This is a genomic window from Pseudomonas khavaziana, from assembly GCF_019145205.1.
Taxonomy (GTDB): Bacteria; Pseudomonadota; Gammaproteobacteria; order Pseudomonadales; family Pseudomonadaceae; genus Aquipseudomonas; species Aquipseudomonas khavaziana.
Map to the genome: position 1 here is coordinate 174,882 of NZ_JAHSTT010000011.1, position 14,578 is coordinate 189,459.

At 63.9% G+C, this 14,578-nt stretch carries 3 protein-coding genes; 2 read left to right on the forward strand and 1 reads right to left on the reverse strand.

Annotation, left to right across the window (positions count from 1 at the left end; all coding sequences use genetic code 11):
• Positions 1-165 precede the first annotated feature (165 nt).
• Positions 166-11,556 (reverse strand): autotransporter-associated beta strand repeat-containing protein, encoded by an 11,391-nt coding sequence (locus KVH01_RS23230; RefSeq protein ID WP_217883064.1) that lies wholly within the window; start codon positions 11,554-11,556, stop codon positions 166-168.
• A 330-nt stretch (positions 11,557-11,886) separates the two neighbouring features.
• On the opposite strand from KVH01_RS23230, the gene KVH01_RS23235 reads away from it, so the two are divergent.
• Together KVH01_RS23235 and KVH01_RS23240 are read left to right on the forward strand one after the other, a co-directional pair.
• The gene (locus tag KVH01_RS23235) at positions 11,887-13,695 is read left to right on the forward strand and encodes a monovalent cation:proton antiporter-2 (CPA2) family protein (protein WP_217883065.1); all 1,809 of its coding nucleotides are present in this window, start codon (positions 11,887-11,889) and stop codon (positions 13,693-13,695) included.
• A 72-nt stretch (positions 13,696-13,767) separates the two neighbouring features.
• Positions 13,768-14,322, forward strand: a complete 555-nt coding sequence (locus KVH01_RS23240) for a DcrB/PsbP domain-containing protein (protein ID WP_217883066.1) — start codon at positions 13,768-13,770, stop codon at positions 14,320-14,322.
• Positions 14,323-14,578: the final 256 nt, after the last annotated feature.

Genomic DNA, 14,578 nt, shown 5'->3' on the forward strand with positions numbered 1-14,578 from the left:
CATAACTTTAGGTCGACGTTGGTTAGCCAGCCAACCGCGCTCCGGAACAAATTGTGTGTACATTCTTCAGCCTGGCGGATGAGCAATAAACTCTGTGCATTCAGGAACCGGTATTACTTCAAAAAAAAACCGCCCTTTCGGGCGGTTCAAAAAACTCGGCCTTGATCAAAAACCGAGGGAGAAACTGACCGTTACCGCATGGTCCTTGTCGTTGCGTGAGAGCTGACCCGAATAGCCCAGGCCCAGCTTGCCGTTCTGGCTGATCTGGTAATCCAGGCCCGCTTCCACCACCGCGCTGTCCTTGGCAATCGGCACGCCCTGGGTGCTGAACGAGCCACCGCCATTGATAAAGCTCAGGTCGGCGTCAGGCTTGGTATCGCCGAAGGCATGGCGCCAGCCAATGCTGCCCCGCGGGGTGATTTTCGAGCCGTTGCCCAAGGTGATGGTCTGGCCGATGCGTACGCCCAGGGTCGAGTAGGTGATGTCCTGGTCGGCATCGCCGCGCAGGGCTGCCGAACCGCCCTTCTCCTTGATCGTGTCGCTGTCGTAGTTGACGTAGGCCAGGCCGGCGAAGGGTTCCAGGGCGACGCTGGCGGTCTGGATGGTGTAGCCGACTTCACCGAACACCTGTGCACTGCGTGCCTTGTAGTCGGCTTTCAGGCGTTGGCCCTCGCCGCCCACGGCCACGTTGCGCTTGCTTTCGATGTCATGCCAGCTGTACGCCACGCCCATGCGTGCGGCGAAGGCTTCCTGCTGGTAGGCGGTGTACGCCATCAGGTGGTAGCTGTCGACGTCGGCGCTGGAGTTGCGGCGTTTGGCATCCAGGTCACTGCGGGTGTAGCCGGCAGCCACGCCTACGCGCCAGGCGTCATCCACTTGTTTGTCGGTGCCGAGCAGGAAACCGCTGAGGTTGCGGTCCAGCTTGGCGGTGTTGCTGTCGCCGCCCAGGTGCCCCCAGGTGCCGAGTACACGCATCCAACCGACCATCTCACCGTGGCAACCGGCGCTGGTCAGGCGATTTTCGCTTGGCGCCAGGGCATTGCGTGGGTCGTCCTCGCGGTAGCAACCGGGTTGGCGCAGACGCTCGTTGACCGCGTCACGCACGTAACGCGAATCTTCGAGCATCGCGCTGGCGGTGCTGGCGTGGATCTCGCCGGACAAGCTATCAAAGGCTGCACGTGCGCCTGCCACGTCAGCGTTAAGCAGTGCGTTCTGCACCGCTGCGCCACCCACTGCCGCACCGCTGCCCAATGCCGCCGCCACGCCGCGCTGGTTCCCGGTGGCCGCCACGCTGGCATAGCTGACGTCGTTACGGCTGACCGCCAGGGCCACCTGGGTCGGGCTGTAGTTCAGTGCGGTATTGAGGAACGCCAGGTTCTCCAGGTTGGTGGTGGCGAAGGTGCCGTTGACCGCGCCTGCGGTCAGCAGCGTGTAGTTGGTCGCGCCGGCATAGGGGGCCAGGTTGATCACGTTCAAGGTGCCGCCCAGGTTGGCGGTGCCGCCAACCGCCAGAGAGCCGGTGGTGGATGGGGTGATCACCAGGTTCAGCGCCCCTGTGCTGGCGTTGGTGAAGTTGCCAGCCACACTCAACTTGCCGCCGTCAGGCGTTACCGAGCCGTTGTTGACCAGCGAACCGACACTGCCGTTACCGGTCAGGCCCGCACCGCTGGCCACGCTGACTTGGCCGCCAAGCACTGCGCCAGGATTGGCCGCGTTACCCACCTGCAGCACGCCTTCGTCCACCGCCACGGTGCCGCTGAAGGGCTGGTTGCCGGTCAACAACAGCGCGCCTGCGCCTTGTTTGACCAGGGCACCGGTACCGCTCAGGATGCCGCTGAACTGCCCGTTGGTGCGCTGGACAAACAGCAGCCGCGCATTGTTGAGGATCCTGCCACGCAGGCTGGTGGTCGTGCCCGCCAGCGTACCGCCACTGACCGTGGTGCCGCCGGTGTAGGTATTGGCACCGGTCAGCAGCAAGGTGCCAGAGTCCAGCTTGTTGATCCCGCCGGCGCCTACCAGCGGGGCATCGATTTGGGTGGTCACGCCGGAGTTGACCCGTACCGCAGCCAGGCTGCCATCGGCCGCATTGGTGGGGCTCAAGCTGCCGCCTTCGCCAGCGGCCAGCGTGTAGCCGGCGTCGAGGAATTGCAGGCCGGTGAAACCTTGGTTGCCGACCACTGTCACGGTGCCACCCTGCCCGCCAAACACGGCGAACTGATTGGTGGAAGCCTGGCCCTGGGTGCCGGTCGGATCGGTCCAGTTGGTGCCTGGGCCCCAGGTGCCGCTGCCACCGTCGATGCTGCCATCCGGGTTGGTGGTGCCGCCGTTCCAGAACTGGATCTGCCCAGGGGTGGTCTGCACCACCAGGTTGAGCTGGTTGGCCAGGGCGGTCTGCAGGCTCACGTTGCCCAAGGCGACTGGCAAGGTACCGAAGGTGACGCCGTTATCGGTCAAGTTGCCGCCGTAGCGGAACAGTTGGTACACGCCGAGCCCAAAGCCCCCCGCATCGCTGACGTTGAGCGTACCGTCCAGGGTCAGGTTGCCGGCGACATTTACCGCAGTGCTGGAGGCACCCGGCGCACCGAGGGCGAAGTCCAGGGTGGTGCCCGACGATAAGGCCAGCGCACCCACCGACAGTGGCGTCGCTGCACCGGCCTTGAGTACCGATCCGTCCGCCATGTTCACCGCACCGCCCAGCGTGCCGCTGCCACCGAGGGTTGCACCGCTGGCAACTTGCACCGCAGCGCTGTTGAGGGTGCCGTTGACCAACAGGCTGCCGGTGTTGACGTTGGTTGTGCCGGTAAAGGTGTTGTTGTCGGTCAGCAGCAATGCGCCGGTGCCGGTTTTGTTCAACACGCCAGTACCGGTGAGGTTGCCGGTGTAGGTGCCATCGGTGGCTTGCTCAAAGGTCAATGCCGCATTGTTGACGATGGCGCCTTGCAGGCTGTTGGTGCTGCCGGTGGTGGTGCCGCCGCTGAGCGTAGTGCCGCCGCTGTAGGTGTTGGCAGCGGTCAGCAACAAGGCGCCGCTACCGTTTTTCACCAGGCTGCCGCTGCCGCTGACCACGCCGTTGAGGGCCAGGTCATGGCTACCGGTAAGGCTCAGCGGGCCGCCCAGATTGATGGCATTGGCCAGTTGCAGGTCAGTGCCGCCATCCAGTTGCGCGGCGCCGCCGACCGTCAGTGCGCCACTGCCCAGGGCGTCGTTATTGCCGAGCACCAATTGACCGGCATTCAGCCCGGTGCCGCCGCTGTAGCTGTTGGTGCCATTGAGGGCCAGCGTCGCAGCGCCGTTTTTCACCAGGCTGCCGCTGCCGCTGATGTCGCCATTGAGGGTCAGTGCATTGCTGCCGCCCACCGCCAGGGCGCCGTTGAGTACCGCCGCATTGGCCAGGGTGACCGCCGCGTTGCTGTCCAGCGTAGTACCAGCGGCCGCCGTCAATGCGCCAGAGCCCAGGGCGCTGTTGTTACCGACCACCAGCGTACCGCCATTCAGGGCGGTGCCACCGGTGTAGCCGTTGGCGCCGTTGAGCACCAGAGTGCCGCTGTCGAGCTTGGCCAGGGTGCCGGCGCCGTTGAGCGTCACGCCCAGGGTCGCGGTGACGTTCGGGTCGACGCGCACGGCGGTGTTGCCGGTGCCGCCATTGACCAGGTTGAGCACACCCGCCGCGCCGGAGGCCAAGTTGTAGCCATCGGTGACGAACTGCATGCCAGTGAGGTTTTGCGTGCCGTCTACCGTCACAGTGCCCGCCGCCCCTTGGAACACCGCGAAACTGTTGTTCCAGTTTTGGTTGAGCGTGCCGTCGACATTGGTCCAGTTGGTCGTGCCGGCGGTCCAGGTACCGTTACCACCGTCGATGGCACCGTTGCCGATCAGGCTGTTGCCATCCCAGAACTGCACGGTGGTGTTGGGTGCGGTGACCAGCAGGTTGACCTTGTTATTGATCGCGGTCTGCACTTGCAGGTCGCCCGGGATCACGCTGCCCGGCAGTGTGCCGAGGGTCAGGCCGTTATCGGTGAGTGCACCGCCGTAGTTGATGAGGTTGTAGACGCCGCTGCCAAAACCGCCGATATCGGTGACATTGAGGTTGCCGTCCAGGGTCAGGTCGCCGCCGACATTCAGCAGCCCGCTGCCGCCGCCCAGCACTGGGGTGCCGAGACCGACATCCAGATTGGCGTCGCCGCCCAGTATCAATGAGCCCACCGACAGGGTGCTGCCGGCGTTCAGGCCGATATGGCCACCGTCGGCCACCGTCACGGCACCGGCCAGGGCACCGCTGCCGACCAGGGTCGCACCGTTGTTCACCGCAACCGTACCGCTGGCCAGCAAACCTGTGACATTCAAGGTGCCGCCGTTGACGTTGGCCGCGCCGGTGATGCCGTTGGTGCCGGTCAGGTTGAGTACACCGCTGCCGTTTTTATCCAGGCTGCCGGCACCGCCCAGCGAGCCGCCGAAGGTGTTGTCCAGGTTACTGCCACCCACTGCCAGCGTACTGCCGCCAGCCACTTGCACCACACCGTTGCCGGCCAGGCTGTTGAGGCTGGCATTGCCGCCCAGGTTGAGGCTCGCGCCTGTGCCGACGGTGACACCGGAAGTAGTGCCCAGCGCGCCATTGCCCAGTGTGGTCACGCTGCCGGCCGCCACAGTGAGCGGGCCGCTGAAGCTGTTGTTGCCAGTCAGCAGCAGGTCTGCCGCGCCATTTTTGATCAGCGCCGCATTGCCGGCGAGTACACCGGCCAGGGTCAGATTGTTATTGCCAGCGACGGTAAGGTCGCCGTTAAGGTTGACCGCATTGGCCAGCACCAGCGGCGCGCTATTGGCCAGGCTCGCCGCACCGCCAACGGTCAGGGCGCCAGAGCCCAGGGCCGCGGCGTTGCCGAGGGTCAGCGTACCGGCATTGAATGCCGTTCCGCCGCTGTAGGTGTTGGCGCCGTTGAGGGTCAGGTTGGCGCCACCGGTTTTGGTCAGCGAACCCGCGCCATCCACTATGCCGTCAAGGCTCAGGTCGTTGCTTCCGCCGACCGTCAATGCCGCATTCAGGCTGGTGTTGTTGGCCAGGGCCAGCGCGGTGCTGGTGTCCAGGGTCGCCGCACCGTTGACCGCCAAGGCGCCGCTGCCGAGTGCCGACGCGTTGCCCAGGGTCAACGACCCCGCGTTCAGTTGGGTGCCGCCGAGATAGGCATTGGCGCCATTGAGGGTCAGGTTGCCCGCACCGCTTTTGGTCAGGCTGCCGACACCACTGATCAGGCCGTTCAGGCTCAGGTCGGCGCTGCCCAGAATGCCCAGGTTACCGGCCAGGCTCACCGTGTTGGCCAGGGCCACTAAGGTGCTGCTGTCCAGGGTAGTGCCGGCGGCTGCGTTCAAGGTGCCGCTGCCAAGTGCACTGTTGGATGCGAGGATCAGCCCGCCCGCGTTCAGTGCAGTGGCGCCTGCGTAGGTGTTGTTGCCGCTGAGGGTCAAGCTGGCGATGCCGTTCTTGATCAGGCTGCCGGTGCCCGCCACGCTGCCGGCCAGGGTCAAGGCATTGCTGCCACCGACAGTCAAGGTGCCGTTGACGTCCACAGCGTTGGCCAGGCTGACCGCGGCATTGCTGTCCAGGGTGGTGCCGTTGGCGGTGGCCAGCAAGCCGCTGCCCAGGGCACTGTCATTGCCAACGATCAAGGTGCCGCCATTGAGCGCGGTGCCGCCGGTGTAGCTGTTCGCACCGTTGAGCACCAGAGTGCCGGTGTCCAGTTTGGCCAGGGTGCCGCCGCCGTTGAGCGTGACGCCCAGGGTGGCGGTGACGCCAGGATCGACTCGCACGGCGGTGTTGCCACCGACGCCATTGAACAGGGTCAGGGCACCCGCCGTGCCGCCGGCCAGGTTGTAGCCGTCGGTGACGAACTGCAAACCGGTGACGGCTTGCGCACCGTCAACGGTGACCGTGCCTGCAGTGCCTTGGAACACCGCAAAGCTGTTCGGCGTCCAGGCTGTATCGAACGCGCCATTGACGCCGGTCCAGTTGCCGGCGCCTGCGCTCCAGGTGCCGCTGCCGCCTTCGATGGCTCCGTTGCCGCTGGTTTGGCTGCCGTCCCAGAACTGCACGTTGGTACTGCCGTTGACCAGCAGGTTGATCTGGTTGCCGATGGCGGTTTGCAGGTCCAGGTCAGAGGCCGGGATGTTTACCGGCAGGCTACCCAGCAGCAGACCGTTGTTGGTCAGGCCGCCGGTGTAGTCGATCAGGCGGTAGATACCTGCACCGAAGCCACCAATATCACTGACATTCAGGGTGCCATCCAGGGTCAGGTTACCGTTGACCTGCACCAGTGCCGTACCGCCAGTGGATGGCGCGCCAAGGCCAGCATCCAGGTTGGAGTTGGCATTGAGCAGCAACGAGCCGGTGGTCAAAGTAGTGCCCGAGTTGACGGCCAGGTGGCCGCCATCGGCGATGGTCACATTACCCAGCAAGGTGCCGGTGCCGCCCAGGGTCGCGCCGCTGCCCACGCTCACATTGGCGCTGGCGAGCGAACCGTTGACGAGCAGGCTGCCGGCGTTGACCAGGGTATCCCCGGTCAACGCGCTGAGGCCGCCGAGGGTCAAGGCGCCCGAGCCGTCCTTGGCAAAGTTGCCGAGGCCTGCCAATACGCCATCGAACGCACTGTCGAGGTTGTTGGCCCCGACGCTCAACGTGTTGCCCGCACCTACTGTTGCCAGCCCTGTGCCGGTGAGTGCACCGAGGCTGGCGCTGCCGCCCAGGTTCAGGGATGTCCCGCTCGCCAGGTTGACGCCGGCGCCGACACCCAATGCCCCGTTGCCCAGGGTGGTGAGGCTGCCCGATTGCACATCGAACAAGCCCGAGAACGAGTTGTTGCCTGTCACGCTCAGGTCAGCAGTGCCGGATTTGATCAGGCTGCCGCTGCCTGCCAGCACGCCGGCCAGGGTCAGGTTGTTATTGCCACCGCCCACGCTCAGGTTGGCATTGAGGTTGACCGCATTGGCCAGCACCAGCGGTGTAGTGTTGCCCAAAGTGGCCGCGCCGCCGACCGTCAAGGCGCCGGTGCCCAGGGCTGCTGCCGTGCCCAGGGTCAAGGTGCCCGCATTGAGGCTGGTGCCGCCTTGATAGGTGTTGATGCCATTGAGCGTCAGGTTGGCCGCGCCGTCCTTGACCAGCAAGCCGGTGCCGCTAAGCAGGCCACCCAGGGTCAGGTCATTGCTGCCGGCCACCGTCAGCGCCGCGTTCAACACGGCATTATTGCCGACGGTCAGCGCGGTGTTGTTATCCAGGGTCGCTGCACCGCCAACGGTGAGGTCGCCCAATCCCAAAGCCGTCGCATTGCCCAGGGTCAGCGTACCGGCATTCAGGGTGGTGCCGCCGAGAAAGGCATTGGCGCCCGCGAGGGTGAGGTTAGCCGCGCCTTCTTTGGTCAGGCTGCCGGCGCCATTGATCGCGCCCGCCAAGGCCAGGTCGGCCGTGCCGCCGATGCCCAGGTTGCCCGCCAGGTTGATTGCATTGTTGACGGTCAGTGCAGTGCTCGCATCCAGGGTGGTACCGCCTGCCCCATTCAAGGTGCCGCTGCCCAACGCTGTATTCGCCGCCAGGACCAGCCCCCCTGCGTTCAAGGCCACCGGGCCAAGGAAGGTATTGCTGCCGCCGAGGGTTACGCTGGCCGCGCCATTTTTGATCAAGCCACCCGCGCCGCCAATCACGCCATTGAGCGTCAGAGCGTTGCTACCCGCCAGGTTCAGGTTGCCATTAAGGATGATGGCATTGCCAAGCGTTGCCGCGGTGTTGCTGTCGAGTGTGGTGCCCGCCGCAGCAGTCAGGGTGCCTGTGCCCAACGCACTATTGCCACCGACCACCAATGTGCCGCCATTGAGCAAGGTGCCGCCGGTGTAGCTGTTGGCACCATTGAGCACCAGGGTGCCGGTGTCGAGTTTGTCCAGCACGCCCGCCCCGGTGATATCGACGCCAATGGTCGCGGTCGCCAGCGGGTCGACGCGCACCGCAAAATTGCCACTGCCCGTACTCAGTTGCCCGCCGGTGCCATTGACGAGGTTGTAGCCATCGGTGACGAACTGCATACCAGTCATGGCTTGCGCGCCATCAACGCTGACAGTCCCCGCCGCGCCCTGGAACACCGCAAAACCGCCGCCCCAGGTCTGGTTGAGGATGCCGTCGGCCGAGGTCCAGTTAGTACCGCCCGCCGTCCAGGTGCCGCTGCCACCGTCAACACTGCCGTTGGCCACGTTGTTGCTGCCGTCCCAGAACCGAATGTTCGGCGCCGACACCACCAGGTTGATCTGATTGCTGATCGCGGTTTGTACCAACAGGTCGCCCAGGCCATAACCCAACGGCACGCTGTTGACATTCAACGCGCCGGACAGGCCGCCGGTGTAGTTGATCAGCCGATACACCCCGGCGCCGAAGCCACCGGCATCGCTGACATTGAGGTTGCCGGCCAGGTTCACATTGCCGCCAACGTTCAGCAGCGAAGTCAGCGAAGGTGCGCCGAGGGCCACATCCATATTCGCGCCGGCACTCATGTTCAAGCTGCCGGCCGACAAGGTGGTGCCACTGCCCAGGGCCAGGTGCCCACCGCTGTTGATATTCACCGCGCCCAACAGCGAGCCGCTGCCGGTGAGGGTGCCACCGCTATTGACGTCGACCACGGCGCTGCCCAGGGAGCCGCTGAGGTTCAGGGTGCCCGCGTTGATCGTGGTGTTACCGGTAATGCCGCTGATACCGGTGAGGTCCAGGGTGCCGGTACCGACCTTGATCAAGCCACCTGTGCCGCTGAGGCTACCGTCAAAGGTACTGCTGGTGCCCAGGCCACCCACGCTGAGGTTGAAACCGCCACCCACCGCCACGTCGCCCGTTCCACTGAGGCCGGCCAGGCTGGAATCGACATTCAGGTTCAGCGCGGCACCGGCTGCCACGTTGGCACCCGTACTGCCGGCCAGGGCATCGGCGCTCAACAGCGTGACGCTGCCGGACAGAATATCCACGGCCCCGGTGAAGGTGTTGCTGCCGGACAGTGCCAAGTCAGCCAGGCCATTTTTGATCAGCGCACCCGCGCCGCTGATCACACCGTTCAGGGCCAGGTCGTTGTTGCCGGCGATGCTCAAGTCGGCATTCAACGCAATGGCGTTGCCGATGCCGAAGGCCGCGCTGTTATCCAGGGTGGCTGCTCCGCCGACCGTCAACGCACCACTGCCCAGGCCATTGGCATCGCCCAGGGTCAGGGTGCCGGCATTCAGGGTAGTACCGCCGCTGAAGCTGTTGTTGCCATTGAGGGTAAGGTTGGCCCCGCCCTCCTTGACCAGTGCACCGGTGCCGCTGACGACGCCGCCCAACGTCAGCCCATTGCTGCCGCCCACACTCAGCCCCGCATTGAGGGCTATGTTGTTGCCCAGGCTGACGCTTGCATTGCTGTCCAGGGTCGCCGCACCGCCGACGGTCAGGTTGCCAAGGCCCAGGGCCGAGTTGCTGCCGGCGATCAGGCTACCGGCATTCAAGGTGGTGCCACCGAGGAAGCCATTGGCGCCGTTGAGAATCAGGTTGGCCGCGCCATCCTTGGTCAGGCTGCCGGCGCCATTGATCACCCCGCCCAGGGTCAGGTCGGCCGTGCCGCCAATGCCCAGGTTGCCCGCCAGGTTGACTGCATTGGCCAGGGTGACCGCAGTGCTGGCATCCAGGGTGGTGCCCGCCGCAGCATTCAATGCTCCGCTGCCCAGCGCAGTAGCGGAACCCAGCACCAGCCCACCGGCATTCAGCGCGGTAGTCCCGGTACGGGTGTTGTTGCCGGTCAGGGTCAACAGGCTTGCACCGGTTTTGATCAAGCTGCCGGCGCCGGACATCACGCCGCCCAGGGTCAGCGGGTTGGTGCCGGTCAGCGTCAGATTCGCGCCCAGGTTCACATTATTGGTGAGTAACGACGCGCCGCCAGCGTCCAGGTTGGCAGCGCCGGTCACACTCAATCCACCGCTGCCCAGCGCAGTGTTACTGCCCAGCACCAGGGTGCCGGCGTCCAGGCTGGTGGTGCCGCTGTAGCCGCTGTTGTCGCCGTTGAGGGTCAGGCTGCCCGTGCCGCTATGGATGATGCCACTGGCGCCGGACACCGCACCGCCCAAGGTCAGTGCGCCAGCCACGTCGGTGGTCAGGTTGCCGTTCAGGGCCAGTGTGTTGCCCAGGTTGATGGTACCCGGGGCCTGCAAGGTGGTGGCCGCGCTGACGGTCACCGCGCCAGTGCTCAACGCCAGGTCATTGCCCAGTTGCACCGAGCCGCCGCCCAGGGTCGTCGCGCCGGTGTAGGTATTGGCACCGCTGAGGATCAGTTGGCCGCTGCCGGCCTTGGTCAAGCCACCGATTCCCGAGAGCACACCGCTCAAGGTCAGCCCAGTCGAGGCACCCTGCACTGTCAACCCGCCAGTGCCCAGGGTCAGCAAGTTGCTCAGGGTCAGGCCATTGCCGGTGGCCTCGATGGTCCCGCCGTTGACGGTCAGCACACCGCTGCCGAACGTGGCGTTGTTATTGAATTGCGAAAGGCCGCCATTGAGCGTGGTGCTGCCGCTGACCAGTGGCCCTTGCAAAGTCCAGGTACCGCTGTTGATGGTCAGGTTGTTGAAGTTGACATAATTGGCGCTCGACGCCATGCCGGTGCCGGTAATACCACCGCCAGCGCCGAGGGTGTTCTGCAGGATCAAGGTGTTGCTGCCCAGGGCGCCGCCATCCACCTGGCCGGTGGGTGCGAATGTGAGATTCACCCCGATCAGGCCGCCGAGGCTCAGGCCGATACCACCGCCGGCCGTCACGCTCGAACCGGTAACGGCGGTGAAGGTGTTGGTACTGGCGGCCCCCATCGATACACCGCCGGAGAGGGTGCCAGTGTTGAGGAAGGTGTTGCCGGTGGCAGAACTTTCGAAGGCTACGCGCCCGGTCAGGGTGCCGTTGTTGGTCATGTTGACTTGCCCGCCGCCTTGCACCGCCACTACCGGCGTGTCGGAGGTGAACAGGCTCAAGCCAAGCAAGGACGAAGAACCGATGGTGCCGTTGTTGACGATCGTGGTAACACCGCCTGCGCCGTTGGTGGCGTTCAGGGCCATGCCATCGAGCGAAGCCAGGTCAAGCCCGAGCAGCGCACCGGTGCCGCGCATGATTCCGCTGGCGGTGTTGGTGATGTTCAACGCACTGGCGGCCGTATTGCCGATCACCACGCCACCACTCAGCACTGAAACCAACCCGAGTAGTGCCGGGTCAATGGTGCCGGAGTTGTTCAACGTCGCGTTATTGCCAGTCAGGGTCAACGCTTTACCGCCCAGAGTCGCGTTGAGTTGCGCGCCGGCGTTGACGTTGAGCGTGAGGTTGTTGACTGCACTGCTGAAGGTGTTGAGGAACAGCGGCAATGACGGCACGCCGGTACAGGTAACCGTCGCGCCGGGCGTAGGGCTCGCTGGCGTACAGGCGGCAAGCACTTCAGGACTCGCCGAGCCCATCACCAGCCCCGCCACCCCCAGGCGGATGGCAAGAGCGAGCGCAGAAATACGAGGTGAAACGGCAGCCGCAAGTCTTCTATCCACGTTCTACTCCTTGTGGTCCAAGCGTTTCGTCCATGAATGCGTGAAAACCCTGGGTTAACGTTGCACACGCATCGAATTCGAAATACCTGACCGTGGTGACTACTGATCCAGTTTTCGAAACGTTAGTAGAGCTATCCAAAAGTCATTGAATTAAATGGTATTAATACTTTCGTAAACCCCGGCGTAAGAACAGGCTGACAGCCAGCAACCATTGGCTGTCGCGACAGAAATACAAGTTTCAAAATGTGAAAACGAGTTTTAATAGCGTCCTGCTTCCGTCCCCCCGTAGGGGCAGTCAGCTGTTGATCCAAGTAAACAATGGAGTTCGCAATGCCCCATGAAGGCAACCTGTTACAAGCGGCCGTGGTGTTCCTGTTCGCCGCCGTACTGACCGTGCCCCTGGCCAAGCGCCTGCAACTGGGCGCGGTGCTTGGCTATCTGTTCGCCGGTGTGATCATCGGGCCCTCGGTGCTGGGTCTGATCGGCAACCCGCAAAGCGTGGCGCAGTTTTCGGAACTGGGCGTGGTGTTATTGCTGTTCATCATCGGCCTGGAGCTGTCGCCCAAGCGCCTATGGGTAATGCGCAAGGCGGTGTTCGGCGTCGGCCTCGCCCAGGTGCTGCTCACCGGGGTGGTCATGGGCGCAGTGGCGTTGTGGCTGTTTGGCCAGTCGCTGAACAGCGCCATCGTGCTGGGCCTGGGCCTGGCGCTGTCGTCCACCGCCTTTGGCCTGCAAAGCCTGGCCGAGCGCAAGGAACTCAACCAACCCCACGGGCGCCTGGCCTTTGCCATCTTGCTGTTCCAGGACATCGCCGCCATCCCGCTGATTGCCCTGGTGCCGTTGCTGGCCGGCAGCGATCATCCGACCACCGAGGCCCAGGGCCTGCAACACGTGTTGCAAGTGCTGGGCAGTATCGCCGTGGTGATCATCGGCGGGCGCTACCTGCTGCGCCCGGTGTTTCGCATCGTCGCCAAGACCGGCCTGCGCGAAGTGTCCACCGCCACCGCGCTGCTGGTGGTGATCGGTACCGCATGGCTGATGGAGTTGGTCGGCGTATCCATGGCCCTGGGGGCCTTCCTCGCCGGCCTGCTGTTGGCGGACTCGGAATACCGCCACGAACTGGAGTCCCAGATCGAGCCCTTCAAGGGCCTGCTGCTGGGGCTGTTTTTTATCAGCGTGGGCATGGGCGCCAACCTCAGCCTGCTGTTCAGCACGCCGCTGGTGGTGATCGGCCTGACCTTGCTGTTGATCGGTCTGAAACTGCCCCTGCTGTATGCCGTGGGGCGAATGGTGGGCGACCTCAATCGCGAAAGCGCCTTGCGCCTCGGTGTGGTGCTGGCGGCGGGCGGTGAGTTTGCCTTCGTGGTGTTCAAGATCGGCCGCGACCAGGGCTTGTTCGAACCGCACCTCTACGACGTGCTGGTGCTGACCATCACCCTGTCAATGGCGGTAACCCCGCTGTTGCTGCTGGTGTGCCCGAAGCTGTTCAAGCCCAAGGTCAAGCCGGTGGAAGTGCCGGAGGAATATCGCGCTATCGAGAGCGACGCCCCCCGTGTGGTCATCGCCGGCATGGGCCGGATGGGCCAGATCGTGGCGCGGATCCTGCGTGCCCAGAACATTTCGTTTATCGCCCTCGACACCTCGGTGGAAACCATCGAGCTGACCCGCAGTTTTGGCGGCATGCCAGTGTTCTACGGCGACCCGCAACGCCCGGAAATCCTGCATGCGGCCAAGGTCGACCAGGCGGAATTTTTCGTCATCGCCATGGACGACCCGGAGATCAACATCAAGACTGCCGAACTGGTGCGCAACCTCTATCCGCACATGAAGATCATCGCCCGTGCCCGTAACCGCCAGCACGTACACCGGCTGGTAGACCTGGACGCCTCACCGGTGCGCGAAACCTTCTATTCCAGCCTGGAAATGAGCCGCCGCACCCTGGTAGGCCTGGGCTTGACCCAGGCGCAGGCCGATGCACGCATCAACCGCTTCAAGAATCACGACCAGCAAGTGCTCGCCGCCCAACACGCGGTGTATGACGATGCGGCCAAAGTCATGCAAACCGCCCAGGAAGCCAGGGCAGAGCTGGCACGTCTGTTCGAGATGGACAGGCTTGAGGAAGAGTCTGGCAAGGTCTGAGGCTGGAGATGAACGAAGTTGCGAATTTTCTGACAGAATAGATCGCAATTTCGTTCATCCCTGGAGTGCTTCATGGCCACTTTCACCAAGACCGCACTGCTGCTGAGCCTGGTGCTGAGCGCCGGCAGCGTATTCGCGGCCCCCAAGCCAGACACGCAGACGATCTCCACCCTGGGTGGCAAGTTCACCTTCAACCTGCCCAAGGCCTACAGTGCCGACGCCCTGCCCTCCGGCAAGGCCGATGACGGCACCGCCGATACCCAAGGCACCCTGTACGCCAACCCGACCACGAAAAGCGTGGTGATCGTTGCCGAAACCGTGCGTAAAGACGGTGCGACCATCAAGGATAACGACCCACAGTTCCTCGATGGCGCCGTGGCCGATTTCGTCAAGGACCAAAGCGCTGCCCTGCCTGACTTCAAGAAACTGGGCGAGAAGAAACTCACCTACAAGGGCCTCGGCCTGCGCCAAGTGGACAGCACTGCTACCCAGGGTGGCGGCAAGACCTTGAATACCACTTTGTTGAGTGGTTCCGGCAACCAGATGCTGGTGATCCAGGCGATCTCCAGGGCCGATGATGTGAAGGGCCATGCACAGCTGGTGAAGCAGATTACTGGCGGTAAGTAATCCAATTTACCCAAACAACACAAATCAAATGTGGGAGGGGGCTTGCTCCCGATGGCGGCGTATCAGTCGACATATTCATCGACTGTTGCATCGAATCGGGGCAAGCCCTCTCTTGTCAAGCTTCAATTAAGCTACTGATTTTAAATAGTTAAAATTCAGTCTTAACGCCGGATCTTTTGGAGGCGGCCCAGGTTGCTGCGCGACGGCGCCACGTCGACGATGTGACCGGGTTGTTGGGTTGTTGGCGCGAGTACAT

Bases quoted from the DNA above. Each gene is read 5' to 3' on its own strand.
- KVH01_RS23235 (WP_217883065.1), top strand. From the start codon at position 11,887: ATGCCCCATGAAGGCAACCTGTTACAAGCGGCCGTGGTGTTCCTGTTC.
- KVH01_RS23240 (WP_217883066.1), top strand. From the start codon at position 13,768: ATGGCCACTTTCACCAAGACCGCACTGCTGCTGAGCCTGGTGCTGAGC.